Here is a 23,880-nt window from a genome sequence, read left to right as displayed (position 1 = left end):
CTTTAAAAGTTACACCGCTTTCACATAACGAAACCCCTGTGCAGCAAACGACCCCGTAGTTGGAAGTACGATTTTTTTATTATCTTCGCTGAAAGAGCCTCCTTCTGCATCAATGCGAGAGTAATGTCTCATGATTACATATCCATGGTTGCAGTTTGGGCAGACACCTATATTAATGACGTAGGTTTCTTGAAGATCATGGGCTTCATTGTTTTTGAAAATATCATATCGATTGACGATGTCTATAAATGCGTTGAAATTATCGGATTGGATTTCTTGAACAAGAACATCGTGGAGCTCCGTGACTCTCTCAAAGGTGAGCTCTCCCAGCTTGTGTTCTGTCACATACGCTCGTTTGCATGCCGTACAATGCAGCGTGCCCTGCTGGGAGAACCAGCCTGGAAATGTGCTACCCAACAGGAATCCGACAAGGCTCAAACTCCAACTGAACCAGTTGGAACCTGAGGATGAATTCATTTCAATGACCTCGCCGCCACGATGTATGAAGCTTGTTTCGCCAGTCTTCAATTTAAAGGCAAGGTAATTGGGAAACGTAAGGACATTTTCCTGCGCATCGGTGTAGTTGCGGATAGGTTCCCCTTTAAACTGATGATTGATCGTATGGTCTTCAGTTACATACGTTGTTTGATATTCACCATATTGAATCAAGAAAAAGGTGATGAACGCCATGAGTAATGAAACCGCATAATATTGCCTGGACGGCTTATAGCCTCTGCTTACGATTCGCCAAGTATAAACCGACGTTGAAATCATACCCAAGGCAATCGCACCCAAAGGAAGAACAAATAAGATGGAATACGAATATAACTCGAAGTCCGTCATACTCAATATGCCGATGGCAATGACTACCGACAATAACATTCCGATTAGACCGATTAGGTATGCCGGTGGAGCCTTCTTTGCGTGCTGCTCACTCTTGTTAATCCTAAAACTCATGGAATCACCTTCGATTTAAAGTGGATTCCCTATTTATTCGCTAACCTTCCTGTAACTCCTCTAAGAGCTGCTCCGCCTCCTCTGTTAATTCAGTAAAACAGCCACAAAAGGGTTACCTTCCATGGCTGTTTGCACTTGCTCATATTGGTTTCACTGACACTCGACTACCTCTTAATAAACACAATCTTCACGCCAACCACCTGATCCTGCTCATTCACGGCCTTATATACGCCGTATGCACCATCGCCCATGCCGGTTCGAGATACGACCCCTCCATCCAGAACGCCCGCTTCTTCTCCACTCCCGGTGATGTCGCAGCAGGCATAATACCATTCCGTATCCGTATCCGAGCTGTCCGAGGTCGAATCCGCATCAGGAATTCGGTACTTTGGAATATCAAAAATCCCGGCCTGCCCGCTATCCACTCCAGCTACAAAAGGACACTTGATCCACTCCAGGAATGCCCCCTGTTCAGCTGCCGAATGATGGTAAGCCGTTAGCTTGGCGTTGGCTTCGCCCCAATCCGGGATCTCCACCTTCTCCACTTCCCCTACCCACGTTCCATTCAATACGGCTTCCAACACACCCATAATAATAATGTTCGTATCCAATTCATAACAAGGATCGGCCACAACCAATTGTCCGGAATTCACTTCAAAATGGCCCAGTTGAATGTTCAATGAAGATACCTCCAATAACAACGTATGATGGTTCTATTTTAGCACGTATGATCGGAAGTGTTTAAATGGTGTTCGAGCCACCTCAATACAACGTTTTTTACAGTCAGACTTACACCCATTAGACAAAGATTTTAGCCTACCTATCGACCACTGCCCCTTATAGCATTGATTTCACATGGTCGAGCGAAATCTTGACACTCTCATAGCCATCGATCTTAATTCGGTCCTGCTCAACAACGACCCACTCGTAGCCCGAGGACTTGGCCTTCTCGATAATGCCTTTCAGATCAAGAATGCCTGTTCCCACCTCGGTCATCTCTTTGACTTCTTTATTCACCATGTCCTTCACGTGAACCGTCTTGCAGCGTGAGCCGAAACGTTCCATGACCTCTACAGGCTCACGGTCAGCATGCGTTGTCCAAAACATATCGATTTCAAAACCCAGCTCCGTTTCCTTTGTTGCTTCTCGCAGCATTTCGAGTATGGGTTGATCACCGAACTCGTTCGTGAACTCATGATAATGATTATGATATAGAAGATCCATACCGGCTGCCTTGATCTTCGGGCCCATCTCTTTTACGATCGCGATCAGGCTATGTACGTCTTCCATCGATTCCATCTTATAGTAAGGGATCACGATATAGGAAGAGCCGATGACTTGATTGTAAGCAATAACCTCTTCCAAATGATCCAGCAGCTCCTCCATTCGCGTATGGCTGCCCATGGCTTCCAGTCCCGCCTTCTCCAGCATCGACTTCATCTCTTCTGCCGGAATATCAGCAAATCCCGCAAATTCAACACCATCATAACCGTTCTCGCTTACTTTTCTAAGCTTCGCAGCGAAATCTTCCTGATCGTAATCGCGCAAAGTATACAGTTGTAACGCAACCTTCAGATTTGTCATGCCTAATCCGCCTCATTTCTGATGTTAAGTTATGGCAAAGAGCCTGCACCATCTTAGCACAAACCTGTTTACGGGGAATCAACAAATGCGGCTTTCCGGATAACAAGTCATTTTTTCAATCATTTAAGACATTATTTTTACAGATACGCGTTCACCTTGTTTGTTAAGATATTAAACAAGATTCTACTAGAGAAGGGTGTTGTCAAAATGAAACGAATACTGTCATGCGCGCTGGTCATAATAACAGCGCTTTCAATCCTTGTCGCTTGCGGAGGCAAAGATTCCGGATCCGGCGCTAAGAACGATTCGGGACCTGTCGCTGAAGGAGATTTGAAAGAAAAGGAGCTCGTGAAGCTCAACGTTGTCATGATGGGCAATAACAAGAAAGATACCGCAGAGGTCGTGGAGGCCGTTAACGAAATCACAAGAGAAAAGCTGAATGTTGAAATGGACCTCACGTACATTTCGTACGGGAATTACGTACAACAGACGACAATGATGCTGGCCTCCGGTAAGGGAGTGGACTTGCTTCCGATCTACATGACGCCACTGGCTACGGTTGCCAACAACGGTCAGATCATCCCGCTTAACGATTTGCTCGAGAAGTATGGTCAAGACCTCGTTAAAGAAATCGGGCCTGAGTACATCGAGAGCGGCCGCATAGGCGATGACATTTACGGTATTACGACAGGTCGCGACCTTGCCAAGGCCTATGGCTTCCAAATGAGAAAAGACTTGGCGGATCAATACAACATCGATTACGCCAATATCAAAACACTCGATCAGTTGGAAGAAGCGCTGACAACGATCCGCGAGAATGAACCCAACGTAATCCCTGTCGTTCCATCGAATGGCGAGCTGGTTCGTAACTGGGGCTGGGATACGCTTGGCGACGATATGACCAACCTTGGCGTACTGATGGATTTTGGCAAGGAACTGAAGGTTGTCAACTTGTATGAAACGGACTTATACAAAGATTTTGTTACACGCATGCACAAATGGTATCAATCCGGCCTGATCATGAAAGATGCGATTAACAATACGGAAAGTGCCGGCACGCTGATGAAAGCAGGCAGCGCATTTGGCGGATTTGCCAACCTGAAGCCTGGATTTGCCGTACAGGAGACGAGAAATTGGAACACGGAAATCGTCGTATCCGAAATCATTCCTCCTTATACAACAACCTCTGACGTGCAAATGGCTACTTGGGCGATCAGCAGCGGAAGTGAGCATCCCGAAGCGGCGATGAAATTGCTGAATTTGATGTACACCGATCCTGAAATTGTGAACCTGCTGATCTACGGTATTCAGGATAAGCACTATGTAACCGTTGGCGATGCTGGGAATGCACAATCCATGATCGATTTCCCTGAAGGCGTGAATGGCGGTAACAGTGGATACCCGCCGACTGGAGGCTGGATCTGGACGAACCAAACCATTGGTCATGTATGGAAAGGAAACCCGGCCGATTATTGGGAGGTTCAGAAGGAATTTAACAATACTGCCATCCGCTCTGCAGCATACGGCTTCACCTTTGATTCAAGCCGTGTACGAAACCAGATGACTGCGGCGTCCAACGTCGTTGCTAAATATCACGAAGCCTTGATGTGCGGGGTTCTTGACCCTGAGACGGCATTGCCGATCTTCCAGAAGGAACTGAAGGATGCGGGCATTGACGACATTATTGCCGAGAAGCAATCCCAACTTGATAAGTGGGCTGCTAACAATAAATAATCTTTTTTTCGATTATTGGCTGAAAGGAGAATGGCCATCATGGCGGCACCAAAGGTAAAAAGAGCTGGAAAAACCAGTATTAAACGCTTTATTCCCATGTACATCATGATGATTCCAGGCCTTATTTACCTGCTGATCAACAACTATGTACCAATGGCTGGCATCATCATCGCGTTTAAACATATTAACTGGAATAAAGGGATCATCGATAGCCCGTTTGCAGGCTTAAGCAACTTTGAATACCTCTTCAAGACGAAAGAGGCATGGATCATTACCCGAAACACCCTGGGATACAACCTTGCCTTTATTATTTTGGGGACTGTTTTAGCCGTTGCCATTGCCATAGTCTTAAATGAAATTCGTTCGAAGTTTTGGAAAAAGAGCTACCAAACGCTGATCCTGCTGCCTTATCTGATCTCCATTGTTGTCGTAAGTTATCTTGTATTCGCCCTGTTTAGCTCCGAGTCCGGTTTTATCAATCACTCCATTCTGGAGCCTCTCGGACTGAAGAGCATTTCATGGTACACGGAGCCGAAATACTGGCCCTATATCTTGACGATTGTACATCTATGGAAAACCGTCGGGTATAGCTGCATCATCTACTACGCGACCGTAGTCGGCATTGATCGGGGCTACTATGAAGCGGCTGTAATTGACGGGGCGAACCGGTGGAAGCAGATCGTTCACATCACATTGCCTTCCCTGAAGCCAACGATGATTACGCTCGTGCTGCTTGCAATCGGAACGATATTCTATTCCGACTTCGGACTGTTCTACCAGGTACCGATGGATTCCGGTCCGCTATACGATGTTACCAATACGATTGACACCTATGTTTATCGCGGCTTGATCAAATTGAACGATGTGGGCATGTCCTCTGCCGCAGGTGTGTACCAATCGCTGGTCGGATTCACACTTGTCTACATCGCCAATCGACTCGTTATTAAATTCAGCAAAGAGAACGCGCTATTCTGACGCAAAGGAGATTCGAACATGGTTGATAATAGTAGAGCGTTTCAGATCATAGCGAATATTCTAATGTTCTTGTTCATGATATTCTGCTTGTTTCCGTTTGTACTGCTAGTCGTCTCTTCCTTTACCGATGAGGGCACACTGATCCGGAACGGTTACTCACTGTTTCCCGAGAAGTTCAGTTTGGAAAGCTATGCGTACATGTATGAAAGACTCGATACGATTGTACGTGCCTACGGCATCACAGTCTTCGTCACGGTTGTCGGTACGGTTACCAGCTTGATAATCACCGTATTGCTGGCTTACCCTCTCTCCAGAAGAGATTTGCCCCATCGCGGAAAATTCGCTTTCTTCGTCTTTTTCACGATGCTGTTCAACGGCGGGTTAGTACCTACCTATATTATGTGGACCCGCTATTTAAACATTGATAATACAATTTGGGCTTTGATCATTCCCGCCCTGCTGCTCAATGCCTTCTATGTCATCATGATGCGTACGTACTTTACGACGACCATACCTGACGAAGTCATTGAAGCCGGAAGAATCGACGGTGCCGGAGAATTCCGCATTCTCTTCCGCATCGTTCTCCCCATGTCGCTGCCGATGGTCGCGACGCTGTCGCTCCTCATTGGACTCAACTATTGGAACGACTGGAGAAACGGTCTGTATTACTTAACGGATCATAGCTTGTTCAGTGTACAAAATATGCTGAATACGATGCTGCAGGATGTTAGATTCCTTGCAAGCGGCGGAGCTGGCGGCAACGCTAGTGAAATTGCATCCAATATGCCTAGCGTAGGGATTAAGATGGCGATCGCCGTCGTCGGGGCATTACCGATTATGATGGTGTACCCATTCTTCCAAAGGTATTTCGTAAAAGGGATTACGGTTGGAGCCGTTAAAGGTTAGACCTTACTTTCTCACAAAAAAGGACAAGAAGCACAGCATGAATGTTCATCACCTTGCTGGCCTATTGTCCTTTTTTTGAAATCATGATTTTCATGGAAATAACTTGTTCAGCCTGATCCAGGTGTCTTACGTGATATAATATACAAACATATTAAATCCTAGGTGACCACATCATGAAAAGAAGGTACAGCGCTTCATTTAAAATGAATATATTTCGCGCATTATTGCTGATTACGTTCCCGCTAATCGGGATGCTGCTTGCGTTCAACTTCTATTCCTATTACGCGTTTAATGCGAAATTTGTCGAATCTAATCAGCAATCCTACGCATTATATGCTCAAAACTTGCAAAACGATCTGGATGCCATCGATAGTTTTTTATCCAACGTTGCCGTAAGCGATTACAATTATGCAACGCTGAGCAGTCCTGTCAGTGCGCTTCGGGCTCATGTTGCATCCCATGAAATTTTGACGCAGTTCAATACGGCTCTGAACTCGTATGACTTGGCTAATGCTTTTTTTATATATAGTGCTGTCAATGACACTTATCGCGACATTTTTGATAACGGGTACAGTTATGAAACGAAAGAAGCCATTCGGCTGCAGATGCGTACATTGACGCAGCGAGCAGAGAACCATTATAACGCGGGCTGGCTCGCTTTCGAAGTTGAAGGTAAAGCCTATCTTTTCAGACTGCTCGGAAAAAACGGCACGTATGCCGCTGCCATGGTGGATTTTGATCAGATCCATTCGATGGATCTTGTGCAAAAAGGAACCGAGGTGATTTACGCCAACAATCAAGGCGCTCCGCTGACGAATAAACCATTCGTCGCAGACCACGAGCTCCAATTAAACGAATATAACAACAACTTTATCATGATCAGCCAGCCCATTCAGAATACGAACCTTCAATTGATCTTTGCTGTACCGAAGCCGGATGTATTCAAGGGAGGGCTTGCTCTATTGTTCGCGCTGTCCTTGTTCACCATTGTACTTGTGATCATCAGCTTATTCTTCTTCAACCGGTCGCTCCTCTCTCCTTGGCATCGCCTGATGACGAGCATTGGCAAAGGCTCAGCGCAGGAGCTAAGAGAAGAATACCGCATCGAAGAGTTCAAGCAGGTGGGCGCGGCATTTAACCATTTGACAACCCAGGTTAATCACTTGAAGATTGTCGCCTATGAACATGAGATTGAACGGCAGAAGGCAGAGCTGCAGCATTTGCAGCTGCAAATTCGCCCCCATTTCTTTCTAAACTGCTTGAAAAGCCTGTACGGGATGGCCCAGCAGCAAAGCTACGAGCGCATTCAGCATATGATCCTGGCGATATCCAACCACCTACGCTACAATTTCAAGGATAATCTGCAGCTTGTCTCCCTTCAACAGGAGGTAGATCATGTTCTGAACTATATACGGATTCAGCAAATTGCTCATCATGTTCCGCCGCTGTGTGAATACAGCGTCGATAGCGCCTTGAAGGATTTTACGATACCGCCTCTATCCATTCAGGCCTTCGTGGAGAACAGCATCAAATATGCAACGAAGCCGAACGAACAGCTGCGGGTCGAAATTAAAGCGATTCTGCTAGAGAGTGACGATGGAGATTATGCGGATATCACCATTCAGGATAATGGCGACGGCTTTACGGATTCGGTTCTGCAGGAGCTGAATCATGGGGACAGCAGCTTCCATAAGGATATCCATATCGGAATCAGCAATGTGCGTCATCGCTTGTCCATGCTGTACGGGGAGCGGGCTATGCTTGCTTTTTTCAACACAGAGAAAGGTGCGGTTGCCGAAATCATAATCCCGATCAAGGCAAGAATACAAGACAAGGAGGAAGCTTATGAACGTTCTAGTGGTGGATGATCAATATGATGTTGTGCAAGGAGTTATAGCAGGAGTCAATTGGCAGGAGCTGCATATCGATCATGTGTATCCCGCGTATGGCCCGGACGAAGTCAGAACACTATTAAATCATCATCATGTACATATTATGTTATGTGACATCGAAATGCCGCTGGAGAATGGACTGGAGTTGTTCAAATGGGTAAAAGCTCAATTTCCTGCCATCGAGTGTATCTTCCTGTCTTCTTATTCCGAATTTGAATATGCGCAGGAAGCCATTCAGCTTGGCTGCTTCGATTATATTCTCCAGCCTGCAAGGTACGAAGATATTCAAGCATCCATTGAGCGTGCGATCCATAAGATTCATGCCAATACCCACATGCGGCAAATTTATGAGTATGGTGCCTATTGGCGGCAAAATGAAGAATTGCTGCTCGAGAACTGTGTCCGCAGCTTCATGCTGGATTCCCGAATGCATCCGCAGCAGCTGCTGCGAGATTTGAGCAATATCCATATTTCCGTCTCCACTCATGCTCAATTCGGTTCCATCCTGATCCAGCTTACGAAATCGAATCCGCACAAAGACACCATAAAATATGAGCTGAGAAGCATCATATCGGAGCTCATAGAGCCTTATAACCTCGACCTGCTGTTCGTGCAGCTGGATCAGATGAATTATTTGACACTTCTTTATACGGAGGGTGTATTCGATGCCCCCATCTCGGAATTGATGAAGCAATTTATCGACATGGCACAAAATGAGCTCGGCTGCTCAGCAGCCTGCTATATCTCCGATATCGGGGAACCGGAAAAGCTTAAACTGCACTACAAAGCACTCTGCCATATGCGGCAGCAAAATGTCGCTTTATACAGCAAAGTCTTTACGATGCAGCATCTGAACAAGATCAAGGATAGTTCCTACTCCTTTCCCAACATGCAGAACTGGTCCATGCTCATATCCCATAACAGCATTAAGACCGTCCGGGATCAGATCCATAGCTACCTCCATCAGCAAAAGCAGCTGGGGATTATGTCCGCTGAATTTCTGGCCAGGTTTCATCAGGACTATATCCAAATATTCTTGACAGCGGTTAACCAGTTGAAGCTGGAAGTGAACGACATCTTTTTTGAGCAATATCCTTATGCCGACTATATCGAAGCTTATACATCACTGGATAAGATGATCGACCTGGTCCATTTCACGCTTGATTATGTTCAAGCGCATACCGGAGAAGCTCACCATGCCCTATCTCCCATCGAACGGGCCATTGATTACATCAATCAGAACATCGAGAAGAACTTCAGCCGTGCGGAAGTAGCCGAAGCCATCTATCTGAACCCGGAATACTTATCCCGGTTGTTCAAGAAAGCGAAGGGCATATCTCTGAATGACTTTATTATCACCCGGAAAATGGAAATCTCGAAATCGCTGCTGACGAGCACGCATATACCGGTACATCTCATTGCATCCAAGGTGGGTTACTCCAACTTCTCTTATTTCTCACAGGTGTTTAAAAAACACTGCGGCCTAACCCCGCTCGAATATCGGCAGCAGCAGGGCTGAAGGGGGGATGCTCCGGTGAATCGATTTAAGCGAATATTGAAAATAAAGCAGAGGGGCCAAGAATCTTAGGAGATTCTTGGCCCCTCTGCTTGTTCTCTTCTTCTCACTAATGTACACACATTCCATTAAGCTCCAAATCTCTGCCGATGCCCGATTGTCCTGTATAGCTCCTAACAGTCAAGTTACTCCGGGATATTTCCCCCGGCCACCCGATCACCGGAATTTCCCGATGGATCGGTTACTTCGTCATCTTCGCCGGCATGAATGATCAGCGAGCGTCCGAGCACTGAGTTCGGCTGGTTCTTTTCAAGGGTTCCATGCTGGATGATCATCTCCGCTTCCACGGTGCCGTCTGCGCCTACGACCAGATTCGGCATATCGCCAACATGGCTTCCTTGCGGATGCTTAAGGCCATGATGCTTGTCGGTCGGATTAAAATGCCCACCAGCAGATTTGAAATCCCTATCTTTGATCGTGTTCTCATGCACATGGAAACCATGCTTTCCTGGTGTGAGGCCGGATGCGGTCATCCTCACCTTCACCCCGTCATTGATCTGCTCCAAGGTAGCGGAACCAACAGACTCGCCTGCCGCATTGTACAGCTTGATTTTAGGAAGCTCCATGGATTCCTTTCTGGTAGCCTGGTCCCAGTACACTGGTTGGTTAACCGAATTCAAAACCGTGCGAGCGGGCACATCGTTGCTGCCGGTAGGAATCTCAGGATCCGAGACCGCCGTCCCTTGTTTATCAAATGGGCTGTCAGCAGTGAAATTGTCCTTGCCGTTAACGGAGTAGCTTATTTTAGACGTCATATGTTTAATCGCATCGAAGGTTCCTTCGGAATTCGCAGCAACGTACAAAATTCCTGTAAACAGCAGGGCCCCTGCAAGAAATGCTCCGGCCTTATACTTTAACTTGTTGGTCTTCTTTTTCACTTCATCGCCTCCTCCTGAATGATGATATTCATTCATCTCCCAATCCCCTGATTTTATACGTCTAAGCCGTTATTTTATGGGATATGAGGCGTTCGAAAAAATATTATTGGATAACCCCATGCAGCTTCAGCTTGCCCATCAGCATGGTTCTGTACGTCTCTTGATCATAATGGGAGTTATTGATTCGCTCCTTGTTCAGTCCGAGACTGTCCAAGATCCTGTACTCCAGCTCCCGCCGGGCTTCCAATACTTGCAGAGCCCCTTCAACGCCCTCTAGACCGTGATGCTTGCCGTATCCCTGCTGAGTGTAATAATGGACGAACCCTGTAGACCAAGCCTCCGGTCGTTCCCGGATGGCCTTGCGGAATGCGTATTCCAGACTGTCCTGTTCAATGTAGAACAATACAGGATTCAGGCCAAGGATCGCCTTTTCCAGCCCCAGCACGTAGTCCATCACTTGGCCTTCCGGCGCATCATATTTCACCATGCCAACGGTCACCGGATTCTGGATGAAGCAGCACTCAAAAATCATAACGGCGGGCTCATCTAGCGCCTGCTCCGCAAATGCCTCCCACCGCTCGGTGATAAGTCTCCTGTTGAGGTCCAGCGGGAGCTCGTAAATATCCTGCTTGGACAACGATTGATATAGGTCATCTGGAAAAGAGGTACCGTATTCGTTCTTCAGCTTCTGGTAGGGCAAGAGCTTTCAGCTGCCTTTTTGGGCGGCTCGTTCGATCAATATTTCTTTAAAGGAGCCTGCGGCCAGCAGCAACTGCTCGAATTCTTCTTCAGTCAAGCACGCCGTTCCCTCAAAATCCGCCGGATGGTCAACATCCCCTTCCATCACAAGCCGGGCCTCGATGTTTCGTTCGGTTAAAATATCATAAATCATACGGGACGTCGTCGATTTGCCGAATCCCGGCAGACCTTCGACCATGATCAATTTTGTCTTCATTTCAATTCCCCTTCAAATCACAAAAATGATTGCAGCTTCAAGTTATTCTGTGGGAACCACCTCATATCCTCTTGTTTATACAAAAAGACTACGGACGTATTGCGTCCGCAGCCTTCTTTCATGAAGATCCACTCATCTCAGTGGTTATTGGGTCGTAGTCCGCTCATTTAAATGCATATACAACAATGGTTACTAATGTTTAATTAAAGAAAAACATAGTATCAACATTTCAATTTAAATATCGAATATAATAAAATCTGCAAAACTTAATAAAATAGAAAAGGTTGGGGATTTAATGAAAAGAATAGGAATAACATTGTTAACAGTATTTTTTCTCCTCACCGGTTGCAATCAGGCGTCTGATATCCCCATATCTAACTCAACAGTTGATGATTCTGACACGGGCAAACATCCTATGCAATATACCCTAAGTTTCAAAGATGTGGACCTAGAAAAACCACTAAAGAAAATTGTCGAAACAGACTTGACCAAAGTCATACTCAAACAAAAGTTAGATAATTACACTACCTATTTTTATCAAAAAAATCATGATGATGAAAATGTTACTGCGGCAATAAAGATTGGAACGAATATTTTTGAAATTGGTCAAGTTGGTTACTCTTCTCAAAATACTGATCAATATACAGTTAGTCGGGTTAAAACACTTGATAAGACTTATATTAAAGTAACTGGAGCATGTGGAGCTAATTGCCCCATTAGTTATTACATTCAAACAGGTACAAGTTCTCCAAAGGTATTGGGAATTGACGCGCATACAGTGGAAGCAGATGTTGACCAGGACGGAACCAATGAAATTGTTGCAACGGTTGGTACTGCTGCCCAAACATCAATTTACCAACTCAAGAATGCTCATATCGTTGCAACGAATCTAAACGAGACGCTTGATGCACAGGAAGTGACATATGATAAAGAATCCAATACTTTTGTAAGCGGTGCGAAGATTTGGAGAGTCAAGGGCGAGGAATTAGTGAGTTCAAAATAATTCGAGCCAACTTGGCTCTTTTTTTGACTATTACATTGCATGGAGTAAAACAGTTTATTCTTATAGATTTTCTGTGCAAGTTTATGCTCCTCCTATTATGTTAAGTTACATCCGAGCTCCATACTCAACATAGCCCCCCTGTTTTCGCCAAGGCCCCCCCTTACGCTTAGTGATCACCCTACCAGACCAGCGCTCATATCTATTCGCCTTTAAACTATGGACATCTCTTTTTCAACGGACTATAATGACAAAAGCGCTCCAAAAAACGAACATTAAGGCGGTAAACATGAGTAAATATATGTTATTATTTCAAGGGACTTCTTTTTCAAGCAAATCGCCCAAAGAAATTCAAGTATTAAGAGACTATCTTTACTGTATCAATGCTGACGGAATGATTGAGCGAGTCGTGGCACCGGAAGACGCCGACTATCAATCCTTGCTGGATACGTATCAAGGCACGGACAGCTTTCATCGACTAGAGGAAGGACAGTATTTCTTGCCTGGCTTTGTCGATTTGCATGTTCACGCCCCGCAATGGGCTCAATCCGGTACCGCATTGGACATTCCGCTCTATGATTGGCTGAATACCTATACGTTCCCGCTGGAATCGAAGTTCTCCGATCTCGAGTTTGCGCAAAAGGTTTACGACGATGTGGTAAGCACCCTGCTGGCCAACGGAACAACGACGGCCCTTTATTTTGCCACGGTGCATAAAGAAGCCAGCTTGTTGTTAGCCCAAATCTGTGCGAACAAGGGCCAGCGCGGACTTGTCGGAAAGGTTGTCATGGACGACCCCGAGCAGAATCCAGATTACTACCGCGATGCGGACACATCCACGGCACTGGCGGATACGGAGGAATTTATTATCGCTGTACAGGAACTCGCCAAGACCACAAAACAAGGCGTGTATCCCGTCGTCACCCCACGCTTTATTCCAAGCTGTACCGATGAGGGGCTGAAGGGTTTAGGCGAGCTGGCAGCCAAATACGATACGTATGTGCAGTCCCACTGCAGCGAAAGCGATTGGGCGCACGGTTATGTGAAAGATCGGTTCCAGAAAAACGATGCGTTTGCCTTGAATGATTTTGGACTGCTGCGCGATAAATCGGTCATGGCTCATTGTAATTTCCTTGATGATCAGGATGCAGAACTATTCGCTGACACCGGCACCGCGATCGCCCATTGCCCGATATCCAACGCGTATTTCGCCAACAGCGTAATCCCGGTTGCCCGCTTCCATGCCAAAAATGTCGAGATCGGTTTAGGCTCGGATCTATCCGGCGGCTTCTCGCCCAGTCTCTTTGATAACATAAGACAAGCCGTGATGTCTTCAAGGATGCTGGAAGATGGCGTGAACACCTCCCTTCCTGCGGAAGCTCGTGGCGTACCCGAGTCGCGGATAACGGTCCATCAGGCATTCTATCTGGCTACGGCCGGGGGCGGTGATAGCCTGAGCTTGCCGATCGGTCGCATTCAAGAAAACTACGCATGGGATGTGCAGGTGATCGATACGAGACTTCCGTCTGCGAAGCTGCCGATTTTTGATGAGTTTGAAGACATACAAGATATTTTTCAGAAAATCATGTATCTGGCACGGCCTGAGCATATCCGCGAGGTGTGGGTGCAAGGGGAAAAGGTTCATACGCGTTAAGAAAGATATAGCAATTCATCCTAACATTCGAGGTGTCCAGCGGAGTGAAAACACAAGCAGAAGAGCAAAATGACACGCAAACAACATCACAGCATTTAACGGTTCCTCCCGACGGCAAAATTTCATTCGGGAAATCCGCCATTCTCGGTTTACAGCATGTCGTCGCGATGGACGTCTATGTCGTTCCTTTCCTGATTGCCATGCTAATTGGCTTGGCGCCCAATCAGTCCAGCGCATTAATTCAATCCACGTTTATTGCAGCCGGGCTTGCCACAATCGTGCAAACGTATTTCTGTATGAAGCTGCCGATGGCGCAGGGTCCTTCCTATGTTCCTCTCGGCGCAATTGTCGCCATTTATGCCGCCAGCGGCGGCGGAGAGATGGGTTGGAGTTCCGTGCTGGGCGCGAGCTTAATTGGCGCGATCCTCGTGATTATTTTGGGGTATACGGGAGTCTTCAATAAAATCGTTACCTCCTTTATCCCGCCCATTGTCGGGGGCACGATCATCTTCATCGTCGGTCTGTCCTTATTGCCTGTTGCTATTCGAGACAATATCTACGGCGCCACGGACGCTACCATCAATCAGAACGTGCTGCTGGCCCTGATCTCAGCTGGTGCACTCATCCTGTTCGTGATCCTGGGTTCTTTGTTCCGCACAAGAGGCGCGATATTCCGCGTTACGTCCGTGATGGTCGCATTAATTATCGGATGTATCTCCGCTAACTTTATGGGTGTGCTGGACTTCAGCGCTGTCGCAAACGCCAAGTGGTTCAGCATGCCGCAGATTCCGTTTAAGGATTTTGGCTTCTCGTTCGACTTCTCGGCGATCATCACCATGATCATTATTTATCTCGTTCTGCTGGCAGAAACGACGGGGACATGGTTTGCCATCAGCAACGTTATTGATAAACCGTTAACCGATAAGAACATTAACCGTGGGGTCATTGGAGAAGGGATTAGCTGCCTGATTGCTTCGGGACTCGGCTCGACGCCGGTTACCGGCTATTCCACGAATGCAGGTATCATCTCCATCACGGGCGTAGCTAGTCGCCGAGTCTTTCTTGCGGTAGGTGGATGGTTTGTCCTCTTCGGCTGCTCCGGCAAATTGGCCGCGCTGATCTCCTCGATCCCAACTGCGGTCATCGGCGGCGTATTCGCAATCGTCTGCGGTATCATCTCGATTAACGGGATCCAGGTCATGAAGAACGAAAAAATCGGGGAAAAAGAAATGTACATTATCGCCATCCCGATGATTTTGACGTTAGCGTTAGTGCTCATTCCTAAAGATTTCTTGTACACGCTGCCTACGTTCGTGCAGTATTTGTTGGGCTCACCGATTCTGGCTGCTTCGCTTGCAGCGATCTTGTTGAATAAATTGCTGCCTAGTGCGAAGTAAGTTGTAGAGCGAGGCAATTGGAGTTATATGTAAGGTTTACAGAGCTGCCCCTAGAGAGACTACGTTTGTCGTAGGCTTTGGGGGTGGTTTTTTGTATATGGGGGACACTGATCAAATCAAACATGTGTTTTACTGAACCTGTGATTGCACTCACCTCCTCTTGTTTCTCATCGCGGCTAGCAGCTTCACATTCCCATAGGCTCTTTCCACGAAGCGCCGATAATCAGGGGATTCCACCGGAACGATCGCGATTTGCCCCTTTGCATTGAAATGAATACCCCACCCGTATTTCTTCGGGAGCATCGATGCTCTCAAGCATGGTTGCGGCTTCATATAAAACTCGTCTCGAATCTGGTTCCCTCTCTCGGCTAACTCTGCCTCCGGAATATTTTTGTGTCGGATATACACTTCGTACAAGAGCTCCTCCTGGGTATAGCCATACGGATGATTCGTGATTAACTCAAACTCGATGCCCGGCTTGGTTTTTCCGTCTTTCTTGTCTGGTGGCTGCGTTCCAGTCTCAACGGGGCAATCTGCGGCAACGGTAATAAACGTATCATAGTAATTCCAATCCATTTTCGTTCCTCCTAATCCAATATATAGAACCACTCATAACACATCGACTTATTTATATCCAATTATATCCCTCTATCCCTGACAGAATCGGTCAGTCATCTGACCGTTTTTTCGTATTTCCCCCTAATTCTATACAAATAATGAGGAGCCTCTGTTTAACAATTCGCGGATTGCGAATTGCCTTCTAAGCGGTATAACGCGTGTGGTATACTTAGCACAAAAAATTAGAGCACGTGACGAAGGGAGATAGTATGAACCATCATAGGATAATAGAACAAGCATTGATTCATATTGAGGAGAATTTAGAACAGCCTTTATCCGTGTCATCCGTTGCTCTTACTTTCAATATGTCTAAATATTATTTTCATAGGCTTTTCTCTGCCATGATGGGCTGTTCGTTAAATCAGTACATCCTATCTAGAAGATTGAATGCCGCTTTATCACTCATTTATAACAACAACTTATCGCTTACCGATATTGCTTATCAGTTAGCCTTTGGTACGCAAGCCTCATTCACCCGGGCATTCAAACAACATTACGGGATAGCTCCAAGTTCGCTAAGAGCAGGGTTCAATAAAATCTCTCCGACTCAAATACCTACTGTGGTTAAAAGACCATTTAAAAATATGAATGGTGATGTCGTCACGGATTTCACACTGACAGAGTTCAAAGAGACCCGAATAAGCGGGATTGCCTTTGAAGTAGACCTAGCCACTGATGATTACAAAAAGAAGATTCACTCTCATTCCAAAATGCTGTTGAATCATATTGATGAAAACATAAATGGTTCTTGTTTTGTCATTTATTCAAACTGTCAACCCAATTCAACCCGGTTCAAAGTTCTGTTCGGAATCCCAAGTGAAATTCAAATTCATAAACCCTTTTATTTCACGGTTGATGTACCGACTATTTTTTGTGCGAGGTTCAACTATTTTGGCGACCTGCTTGATATTGGAGAAGTGCTCAAAACAGACTATGCAAGATTCTTAAAGATTTCCAAGCAAGAGTCTGATCAATCGGATATTGAACTTATCCAAGTTTTTAATGACGTCCACAATCTGGATTCAACCTACCATATCTATGCACCCATCAAGAAACTCCCTGACGATCTGGAAATTTAATGTTGCACCGAGGAGCCAAACCGTCAGAGGAACTATTTATTTCATTCAAATAGGGAAGATCGAAGACATCTCTAATTCGATGCTTACTTACGTTCCGACCAAACAGTATATCCCATCCATATAAGAGCTAATCCCATAGGTATCGCTAATGCCCGATCAAACGGATGGGGGATGATTGCAGCAGCAATGGTCACTACAGAAGCGAAGGCCAGCAGAATTGCTGCTGGGCGAGGGAAGACTCTGGCACGTAATGTGGCGATGCCTAGCAACAGACCTCCTAGCATATACAATACTCCCGCGAGCGGTGCTAATATTGGGAAGATCCCCAGATCAACCTCGCTAACCGTTCCTCCAAAGAGTCCAGCCATTCCTTCCACAAACTTCTCAGCATCACTTGTCAGCAACGGCAAAACGAATGCTTCGATAAAACTAAAAATGATTGACATTAACCAGAACAGATTGAACAAAAGGAAACCGACCAAGCCAAGCCACCCCGCTTCTTTCGCTTGGCTTATATAGAATCCCGTAATTCCGATCAGGTTAAAGAGCGACATAGCCATAGTCAGGCATGCAACCACTACCCAAGAGTTTGTGTGCACAGAAGAGATATCATCTGTCGGGTGGATAAACTGAATGACGATATATAGAATACCTGCTATTACTGCCATAAATCCTGACCACCGTTTGAGAACATGTGGTGTTATTATAGATCTACTTACCTCTTTATTGTGCTCTATATTCACGATGATTCCTCCACTTCTAGGTATTAATAACATGATCGCCAAGTCTTTTCTCGACATGACAGGTTTTGACTCCAACCAACATTGAGGTTATTATGATTTTTTTTTGCTACGGCCCCTTCCTTATTATGTTTGTCGAATATAACTTAACAAATATAGCCTGCCCTTACTTTTCAAATCTTGCTGTAATTGGTGAAGGGATCGTGAGGAATCTTTAAACGAAAAAAAGCACCTCTCTCGAGATGCAAACGAATCTACAATATATTTCCCCCATTCAATCCATTGGACCGTAACCAACCATTCCCTCTTACTTGGGGTACGGTTCACCGCGCATAATCTTAAACTATTTTGCCTGTTAGTTTAATGACTTAGGATACGGTTCATCGTGAGGTCTGTTAAGGAATTCCAGCATGATGCCCGTGCAGGTTAAGAATGCACTGACATTCATGCTCCAATTCTGTTCACAGCTTGTCAAAACAAAAAGAAATAGGCCGCCCTAGGCAAGGGTGACGACCTATTTCTGAACCTTGTACAGCCTACCGCTCTTAAAAGCGGCAGTTGTTAGGAGTGTGGATGTTAGCAGCATCCTCAGTCCACTTTATTATATACATATTGTACCATAAAATTATCCATCAAATAGGTTCGTTCTATCCGCTACTTCTTACTTGCCTCCTCTTACTTGCTCCCTCAATCCCTCACTGAGCTGACAGATTCGTTCGAAATGAAGGCAAGTCAGTTGCCTTACTCATCTCGCTCAGCAAATCCTCCATGCTCGCTGGCTGAAAGGACGCCAGATATACAGCCAACGTTTCATCCGTCTCCTCTTCGGATACGTCAAGTTCAAACACGATCAGCACATCGTCCTTCAGATAGATTTTCCATGCATTCAGCTCTGATCCTTCCTCCATCTCATGCTCCGGTTCCTCCAGACGCATACATCTGCGATAGTCGGACAAGCTCCACATGCTCTCATCGAAAATGGCCCAATACGGCAGCCGATCCTCCACGCCCAACTGAACGAGTCCCTTGCCAGCGAGAAAACGTTGAAGCGATCGATTTTCCAGTTGCCAGTCGGGCGAGTTCCAAGCGCACAGATAAACCGGTGGATCTTCCTGTTCTAAATCCTGAAGTCGGATCCCGCAATATATTACGGATTCCTCTACTTGATAGAAGACCAGAAACGCCTTATCTGTCGTAAAAAATGTATCATCGGGAATGAACACATCCTGCAGAGGGAGCGGTTCATATTGATTATTGCACCCTTGGGTGGTATATGGGGATCGTCCCAAAATCTTATAATATTCCCGCAGCACCGTCGGCAATGGAAAACCCAGGCTCTGTTCCTTTGCTTGAATGTCCTCCTCCGGAATGCCGTGGGACCCCTTATGATGCTCTCCTAGTACATGGAGAAGTCCTTCGATTGTTGCTTTCATTTAGTTTGGTTAACCTCCTCGATGTATATCGTTCAACAAGCTTCTGCGAGTTCTTCTAGAGAATATTGATACGCTTCGCAACGAATACAATCTAATTTATTCAATCTAACAATCATGAATTTAATAAGTCTGAAACTGAAACCTTTTTCCAGTCTTCAAGTCCTACTAAATTTAGTATCCGTTCTTTTTCTGAAGCATCAAATTTGTCGGTATCCTTTTTAAGACTCCCTTCAAATTCCTTCATGTACTGCTCATTACTTGTGTCGGTAACATACATATAATAGACATCTTGGATCGTATCTCCGTTGCGAAATTGAAACTGAAAGACATACATTTGTTTAATTTCTTGAATATTGGGCAGTTGTTCGGGTTCTCCACTCTGTGGCCATTGTGCGGCATTCCTTAGCAAATCAGGGTCACTTTGAACATTGATCAGTTCGGGTTGAACGTGATGGGTATCGTTACGGTACAAATAGATATTTACCATCTCCAACGAGCCGGATTCTTCTATTCGATCCGGGTTTCTTGGCGAACAGGAAGTTAGGAGGGAAGCAACAAGAACAACATACAATAGGGCTACTTTATTGTTAATATGAAACACTCCTATATATCACTTCAATTAAGAACGTATTTTCCGTATGGGAGAATATACATTACACCATATTTTAACATAGCCTCTTCCATAGACTATAGACTCGCATATTTCCGGTTGACGAAACCAAAATCGGGAAGTATAATCAAATCCATATTAAACTTATAGGAATTATTAAACATTAAATGATACCGACCATTCAAATGGAGGTCACAACCTCAGCAGATATTGTGCTGGCGTTGTGGCCTTTTTCTTTTGATCCTATTTTTGAAGGCTAGGTGAGTTGAAGTGATGAGAAAGCTCATGTCCAATCCCATCATCGAAAAATGTTTGCCTTGGGTTCTCCCCATCTTACTAATCGTTGTGTGGGCTATATTATCCAATCTTGACGTGATTTCGAGGAAAATCCTCCCCCTGCCTCAGGACGTTTTATTTTCTTTCAGAGATTTGCTGTTATCAGGAGAATTAATCGAGCATATTTCAATTAGTTTTCAAAGAGCGTTCATTGGTTTCTTAATCGGCGGGGGGATCGGTCTTGTGCTGGGTTTCATCAACGGCTTATCTTCCATCGCTGAAAAATTGTTAGATACGACGATTCAAATGGTACGCAATGTTCCTCATCTGGCGATGATTCCATTAGTCGTTCTATGGTTTGGCATTGGCGAAGAGTCGAAAATATTCTTGGTCGCGGTTGGCGTGTTATTTCCGGTCTACATCAATACCTTGCACGGCATCCGCTCCGTGGACAACGGATTGATCGAAATGGGGAACGTATACGGGCTGCGCTCAGCTTCGCTCTTTTGGAAAGTCGTTCTGCCTGGCGCACTTCCTTCCATTTTAGTCGGACTCCGCTACGCTTTAGGCATCATGTGGTTGACTTTAATCGTATCCGAAACGATTGCTACGAATTCGGGAATCGGCTTTCTTGCCATGAACGCAAGAGAATACATGCAAACCGACATTATTCTTCTTACCATTTTGCTTTATGCCTTATTTGGAAAACTGGCCGATTCCATCGCCAAGCTCCTAGAGAAGCGGTTTTTACAATGGAACCCGAATTATCAAAAGTAAGCTCTGAAAGGATGTGTCGACCCTGATTTCCTCTACCCATGGTGTACACCTACGTATAACCAAATTACAGAAAAGCTTCGGCGAACAGACTGTGCTTCGAGGCATTGAGCTAGACGTGAAGCCAGGAGAGTTCATTGCCATCATCGGGCGAAGCGGCTGCGGGAAAAGCACGTTATTGCGCGTGATCGCCGGATTGGAACCCTCCACGTCGGGAGACATATGGATTAATGACCATCCGATTCAGCATGTGCATGCCGAAACTCGGATGATGTTTCAAGATGCAAGGCTGTTGCCTTGGAATAAGGTCATCGATAATGTAGCGATCGGACTTCGAAAAGAAGACAGTCATAAAGCCGAAGCCGCCTTAGACCAGGTTGGGCTAGGAACGCGGGCGAATGAATGGCCGTCCGTGCTGTCCGGCGGTCAGAAACAACGAGTCGCCTTAGCAAGAGCGTTAGCCAGCCAGCCAAAATTATTGTTGCTCGATGAACCTTTAGGCGCGCTGGATGCATTGACCCGCATCGAAATGCAGCAATTAATCGAATCGTTGTGGAAGCAGCAGCAATTTACGACCGTCTTGATTACCCACGATGTCGAAGAGGCTGTCGTCCTGGCCGATCGCGTAGTACTCATTGAGGAAGGCCGGATCGCGATGGATCGAATTGTCCCTTTCTCACGTCCGCGTCAACGGGGAAATGCCGAAGTGGCAGCATTCATCGATCACATCCTGAAACGGGTCATGGGCATAACCGAAATGGAAAGCCGAAATGAAGCAGAGGACCTCCCCTACCCATTAAAGAAAGGGTCATAGATTCTAACATAAGCCCGCTTGTAAGGCTTAATGGATAACCATTTCTTGAAGGAGGTGGATCAAAAGCGAGCGATGACAGGACGTGAAACCGAAAAAAGAAAGGAGCCCTGAAGCATGCCTAACATCGATAACCCGCAAGAAATCGTGAAGGAAATTAGGATTACACGCTGCCCGGTTCCGACAGCAGCCAGTTTGGCCCTTGACCTAGGGCTTCTTCAACAGGAGCTTGAAAAGTCCGGATGTACGGCGGCGGAACTAACAAGAAACGCCAATCACGCTTTGCCTCATGCGCATTTTAATCACACCTTGCCTTTCCTGGTGCGGGAAGGAGGAAACATTCCGGCTTTATGGGCACGCTCAACCGGGAGCGATACGCGGCTTATCGGACTAAGCTGGGTCGATGAATATCAAGCGATCCTTACCCTTCCCGACTCGGATATTCAGGGGCCTGGCGATTTGCGTGGAAAAAGAATCGGAATTCCTCGCCATCGTTATTTAGAAATTGATTTTCGAGCGGCCCAAGCGCTTCGCGGTTTTCATAATGCGCTCTCGCTTGCAAATCTTACGCTGGATGAAGTCAACATCGTTCATCTTGAGGCGGTTCCTGAAGGAAGAAGGGATTCATGGAATACCGAGATCGAGGCGCTGCAGCGACGGGAGATCGATGCCGTTTTTGTCAAAGGAGCCACCGGGCTTGAGGCCGCCCGCACGGTCGCCGTGAAGGAAGTGATCGAGCTTGGGTTCCATCCGGATCCGCTGGTGCGAGTCAACAATGGCGTGCCCCGAACCGTGACCGTCGATACGGCATTGACGGAGCAGGAACATGTCGTTGAACAGATTCTCACTTCTCTGCTTCGCGCCGCTGATTGGTCCAAAGATCATCCCAATGATTTCATTCGGGTCGTTACAAAAGAAACCGGCGCTTCATCCGAATATGTGGCCTCCGCTTACCGTAATATTTCGCTTCGACCGGCACTACGCGAAGACTATCTAACGGCGCTTGATGCCCAAAGCAGGTTCCTGTTCGAGCATGGTTTCATCCCGAATCCCGTGAACGTATGGGACTGGAGTCTTCCAGAACCATTAGCCGCGGCTGAACAAAACATAGCCAAAGGAGTGTCCCTCACATGACTCAAACGAAAGCAGACGTAACCATCGGCGTTCATCCCAATAATCATTCGTTATTCGTATTGCGCCGCTTAGGCTTTTTAGAAGAGATTCTTAAAGACCATAACGCATCCGTTGCTTGGGTCGATTACACCGATGGAGCGAAGACGCCTCTACGTATCGCTTCTGGAGAAATCGACTTTGGAGGTACAGGGTCTACGCCGCCGTTAACCGCGCAGGCTTCGGATATCGATATTGTGTACGTTGCGGTATCTAATCCTCGTACAGCTAGCGGAGCCTTAGTCATTCGCAAAGAGTCGCCGGTGCAATCCGTTGCGGAATTGAAAGGTTTGCGCATTGCGCTTTCCGAAGGGTCCTGGCATACAAGTTTTCTGGCAACCGCTCTCGATAAAGAAGGCCTTCTATATGATGATGTCGCTCGTGCGGATATAGGCAATGAGGGGGCCAATGCATTGCTGGCGGGCGAAGTGGAGGCATGGGTCGGCAACGACCCGCAGCTGACGGAGCTGCATAACAAAGGACTCGTTCGTACGCTGGTGCCGCTTGAATCCCATATCTCTCACCGTTCCGTATGGTTTGCCGACCGGGATTTTGCGACAAATCGACCGCAGCTGCTCAAGGCCGTTGTCGAAGCTCTGCAGCAGGCCGATGCGTGGATTCAAGAAAATACGCGCGAAGCGGCGGAGCTGTTTGCCCGGGACTTGCCCCATTGGCCTTCCGTGGAATCATGGGAAGCCGCGCTTCGGCGCAGACCTTGGGGGCTGCAGCCGATTACCGAAGAATTCATAACTGAACAGCAGCAGGTTGCCGATCTGTTAGCGCGACAGCACATTTTGCCTAAGGAAATTGTCGTTTCAGATGCCGTTTTGCCTGTACCCGTAGAAATTGGAGGAGAATAAC

Annotated in this window: 21 protein-coding genes and 1 pseudogene; 13 read left to right on the top strand and 9 right to left on the bottom strand. The window is 46.3% G+C overall.

Going from position 1 to position 23,880, the window contains the following annotated elements:
- Nucleotides 1-9: 9 nt before the first annotated feature.
- The 3 genes from NYE54_RS06045 to NYE54_RS06035 form a co-directional block, all read right to left on the bottom strand.
- A complete protein-coding gene (locus NYE54_RS06045) occupies nt 10-957 on the bottom strand; it encodes a hypothetical protein (protein ID WP_339270790.1) in 948 nt (315 codons plus the stop codon).
- Nucleotides 958-1,121: 164 nt separating this feature from the next.
- Complete coding sequence (locus NYE54_RS06040) at nt 1,122-1,637, bottom strand: DUF4241 domain-containing protein (RefSeq protein ID WP_339270788.1); 516 nt, start codon at nt 1,635-1,637, stop codon at nt 1,122-1,124.
- 157 nt (nt 1,638-1,794) lie between these two features.
- The gene (locus NYE54_RS06035) at nt 1,795-2,541 is read right to left on the bottom strand and encodes a sugar phosphate isomerase/epimerase (RefSeq protein WP_339270786.1); all 747 of its coding nucleotides are present in this window, start codon (nt 2,539-2,541) and stop codon (nt 1,795-1,797) included.
- 207 nt (nt 2,542-2,748) lie between these two features.
- Between NYE54_RS06035 and NYE54_RS06030 the strand changes: the two genes are divergently transcribed.
- The 5 genes from NYE54_RS06030 (at nt 2,749) to NYE54_RS06010 (ending at nt 9,567) form a co-directional block, all read left to right on the top strand.
- On the top strand, nt 2,749-4,275 hold the full coding sequence (locus NYE54_RS06030; protein WP_339270784.1) for an ABC transporter substrate-binding protein: 1,527 nt from the start codon (nt 2,749-2,751) through the stop codon (nt 4,273-4,275).
- A gap of 39 nt (nt 4,276-4,314) precedes the next feature.
- Entirely contained in the window at nt 4,315-5,250 is a 936-nt protein-coding gene (locus NYE54_RS06025; protein ID WP_339270782.1) for an ABC transporter permease subunit, read from the top strand.
- An 18-nt stretch (nt 5,251-5,268) separates the two neighbouring features.
- Entirely contained in the window at nt 5,269-6,156 is an 888-nt protein-coding gene (locus NYE54_RS06020; RefSeq protein ID WP_076326497.1) for a carbohydrate ABC transporter permease, read from the top strand.
- 173 nt (nt 6,157-6,329) lie between these two features.
- Nucleotides 6,330-8,024, top strand: coding sequence for a histidine kinase (locus tag NYE54_RS06015; RefSeq protein ID WP_339270780.1), 1,695 nt, complete (start codon nt 6,330-6,332; stop codon nt 8,022-8,024).
- Nucleotides 8,002-9,567, top strand: coding sequence for a helix-turn-helix domain-containing protein (locus tag NYE54_RS06010; protein WP_339270778.1), 1,566 nt, complete (start codon nt 8,002-8,004; stop codon nt 9,565-9,567). Before NYE54_RS06015 ends, NYE54_RS06010 begins: the two co-directional genes overlap by 23 nt.
- A gap of 182 nt (nt 9,568-9,749) precedes the next feature.
- Here NYE54_RS06010 and NYE54_RS06005 read toward each other — a convergent pair whose 3' ends face one another.
- Together NYE54_RS06005 and NYE54_RS06000 are read right to left on the bottom strand one after the other, a co-directional pair.
- The gene (locus NYE54_RS06005; protein WP_339270776.1) at nt 9,750-10,502 is read right to left on the bottom strand and encodes a superoxide dismutase family protein; all 753 of its coding nucleotides are present in this window, start codon (nt 10,500-10,502) and stop codon (nt 9,750-9,752) included.
- Nucleotides 10,503-10,605: 103 nt separating this feature from the next.
- A pseudogene (locus tag NYE54_RS06000) lies at nt 10,606-11,457 on the bottom strand (hypothetical protein).
- A 295-nt stretch (nt 11,458-11,752) separates the two neighbouring features.
- On the opposite strand from NYE54_RS06000, the gene NYE54_RS05995 reads away from it, so the two are divergent.
- The 3 genes from NYE54_RS05995 (at nt 11,753) to NYE54_RS05985 (ending at nt 15,508) form a co-directional block, all read left to right on the top strand.
- Nucleotides 11,753-12,460 carry a hypothetical protein gene (locus NYE54_RS05995; protein WP_339270774.1) on the top strand — a complete coding sequence of 236 codons (708 nt, stop codon included), beginning with the start codon at nt 11,753-11,755 and terminating at the stop codon, nt 12,458-12,460.
- Nucleotides 12,461-12,746: 286 nt separating this feature from the next.
- A complete protein-coding gene (gene guaD / locus NYE54_RS05990) occupies nt 12,747-14,111 on the top strand; it encodes a guanine deaminase (RefSeq protein ID WP_339270772.1) in 1,365 nt (454 codons plus the stop codon).
- 44 nt (nt 14,112-14,155) lie between these two features.
- Entirely contained in the window at nt 14,156-15,508 is a 1,353-nt protein-coding gene (locus tag NYE54_RS05985; RefSeq protein ID WP_339270771.1) for a solute carrier family 23 protein, read from the top strand.
- Between the two features lie 150 nt (nt 15,509-15,658).
- On the opposite strand, the gene NYE54_RS05980 is transcribed toward NYE54_RS05985, so the two are convergent.
- Nucleotides 15,659-16,084, bottom strand: coding sequence for a DUF6157 family protein (locus NYE54_RS05980; RefSeq protein ID WP_339270770.1), 426 nt, complete (start codon nt 16,082-16,084; stop codon nt 15,659-15,661).
- A 251-nt stretch (nt 16,085-16,335) separates the two neighbouring features.
- Between NYE54_RS05980 and NYE54_RS05975 the strand changes: the two genes are divergently transcribed.
- Nucleotides 16,336-17,205, top strand: a complete 870-nt coding sequence (locus NYE54_RS05975; protein ID WP_339270768.1) for an AraC family transcriptional regulator — start codon at nt 16,336-16,338, stop codon at nt 17,203-17,205.
- 83 nt (nt 17,206-17,288) lie between these two features.
- On the opposite strand, the gene NYE54_RS05970 is transcribed toward NYE54_RS05975, so the two are convergent.
- From NYE54_RS05970 to NYE54_RS05960, 3 genes are all read right to left on the bottom strand, one after another.
- Nucleotides 17,289-17,873, bottom strand: a complete 585-nt coding sequence (locus NYE54_RS05970; protein WP_339270766.1) for a hypothetical protein — start codon at nt 17,871-17,873, stop codon at nt 17,289-17,291.
- Nucleotides 17,874-18,640: 767 nt separating this feature from the next.
- On the bottom strand, nt 18,641-19,378 hold the full coding sequence (locus tag NYE54_RS05965; protein WP_339270764.1) for an SMI1/KNR4 family protein: 738 nt from the start codon (nt 19,376-19,378) through the stop codon (nt 18,641-18,643).
- A 112-nt stretch (nt 19,379-19,490) separates the two neighbouring features.
- The gene (locus NYE54_RS05960) at nt 19,491-19,865 is read right to left on the bottom strand and encodes a hypothetical protein (RefSeq protein WP_339273397.1); all 375 of its coding nucleotides are present in this window, start codon (nt 19,863-19,865) and stop codon (nt 19,491-19,493) included.
- Nucleotides 19,866-20,261: 396 nt separating this feature from the next.
- Between NYE54_RS05960 and ssuC the strand changes: the two genes are divergently transcribed.
- The 4 genes from ssuC to NYE54_RS05940 all read left to right on the top strand — a co-directional run bounded on the left by ssuC (nt 20,262) and on the right by NYE54_RS05940 (nt 23,879).
- Nucleotides 20,262-21,041: an aliphatic sulfonate ABC transporter permease SsuC gene (gene ssuC, locus NYE54_RS05955; protein ID WP_339270762.1), complete on the top strand. Its 780-nt coding sequence runs from the start codon at nt 20,262-20,264 to the stop codon at nt 21,039-21,041.
- Between the two features lie 13 nt (nt 21,042-21,054).
- Nucleotides 21,055-21,852, top strand: a complete 798-nt coding sequence (locus NYE54_RS05950; protein ID WP_339270761.1) for an ATP-binding cassette domain-containing protein — start codon at nt 21,055-21,057, stop codon at nt 21,850-21,852.
- Nucleotides 21,853-21,966: 114 nt separating this feature from the next.
- Entirely contained in the window at nt 21,967-22,983 is a 1,017-nt protein-coding gene (locus NYE54_RS05945) for an ABC transporter substrate-binding protein (protein WP_339270760.1), read from the top strand.
- Nucleotides 22,980-23,879 (top strand): aliphatic sulfonate ABC transporter substrate-binding protein, encoded by a 900-nt coding sequence (locus NYE54_RS05940; RefSeq protein WP_339270758.1) that lies wholly within the window; start codon nt 22,980-22,982, stop codon nt 23,877-23,879. Before NYE54_RS05945 ends, NYE54_RS05940 begins: the two co-directional genes overlap by 4 nt.
- Nucleotide 23,880 lies beyond the last annotated feature (1 nt).

Source organism: Paenibacillus sp. FSL K6-1330 (genome assembly GCF_037976825.1).
GTDB lineage: Bacteria > Bacillota > Bacilli > Paenibacillales > Paenibacillaceae > Paenibacillus_AQ.
Note: the sequence above shows the minus strand (reverse complement) of the source record. Positions and strands in the feature narration are given on the sequence as shown.

What these genes read in the sequence shown, in the direction of transcription:
- NYE54_RS05960 (WP_339273397.1), bottom strand. Translation starts at nt 19,865, where the DNA reads ATGGTAAATATCTATTTGTACCGTAACGATACCCATCACGTTCAACCC.
- NYE54_RS06030 (WP_339270784.1), top strand. Translation starts at nt 2,749, where the DNA reads ATGAAACGAATACTGTCATGCGCGCTGGTCATAATAACAGCGCTTTCA.
- ssuC (WP_339270762.1), top strand. Translation starts at nt 20,262, where the DNA reads ATGAGAAAGCTCATGTCCAATCCCATCATCGAAAAATGTTTGCCTTGG.
- NYE54_RS05940 (WP_339270758.1), top strand. Translation starts at nt 22,980, where the DNA reads ATGACTCAAACGAAAGCAGACGTAACCATCGGCGTTCATCCCAATAAT.
- NYE54_RS06025 (WP_339270782.1), top strand. Translation starts at nt 4,315, where the DNA reads ATGGCGGCACCAAAGGTAAAAAGAGCTGGAAAAACCAGTATTAAACGC.
- NYE54_RS06045 (WP_339270790.1), bottom strand. Translation starts at nt 957, where the DNA reads ATGAGTTTTAGGATTAACAAGAGTGAGCAGCACGCAAAGAAGGCTCCA.
- NYE54_RS05980 (WP_339270770.1), bottom strand. Translation starts at nt 16,084, where the DNA reads ATGGATTGGAATTACTATGATACGTTTATTACCGTTGCCGCAGATTGC.
- NYE54_RS05945 (WP_339270760.1), top strand. Translation starts at nt 21,967, where the DNA reads ATGCCTAACATCGATAACCCGCAAGAAATCGTGAAGGAAATTAGGATT.
- NYE54_RS05975 (WP_339270768.1), top strand. Translation starts at nt 16,336, where the DNA reads ATGAACCATCATAGGATAATAGAACAAGCATTGATTCATATTGAGGAG.
- NYE54_RS06020 (WP_076326497.1), top strand. Translation starts at nt 5,269, where the DNA reads ATGGTTGATAATAGTAGAGCGTTTCAGATCATAGCGAATATTCTAATG.
- NYE54_RS06010 (WP_339270778.1), top strand. Translation starts at nt 8,002, where the DNA reads ATGAACGTTCTAGTGGTGGATGATCAATATGATGTTGTGCAAGGAGTT.
- guaD (WP_339270772.1), top strand. Translation starts at nt 12,747, where the DNA reads ATGAGTAAATATATGTTATTATTTCAAGGGACTTCTTTTTCAAGCAAA.
- NYE54_RS05970 (WP_339270766.1), bottom strand. Translation starts at nt 17,873, where the DNA reads ATGGCAGTAATAGCAGGTATTCTATATATCGTCATTCAGTTTATCCAC.
- NYE54_RS05965 (WP_339270764.1), bottom strand. Translation starts at nt 19,378, where the DNA reads ATGAAAGCAACAATCGAAGGACTTCTCCATGTACTAGGAGAGCATCAT.
- NYE54_RS06035 (WP_339270786.1), bottom strand. Translation starts at nt 2,541, where the DNA reads ATGACAAATCTGAAGGTTGCGTTACAACTGTATACTTTGCGCGATTAC.
- NYE54_RS05995 (WP_339270774.1), top strand. Translation starts at nt 11,753, where the DNA reads ATGAAAAGAATAGGAATAACATTGTTAACAGTATTTTTTCTCCTCACC.
- NYE54_RS06015 (WP_339270780.1), top strand. Translation starts at nt 6,330, where the DNA reads ATGAAAAGAAGGTACAGCGCTTCATTTAAAATGAATATATTTCGCGCA.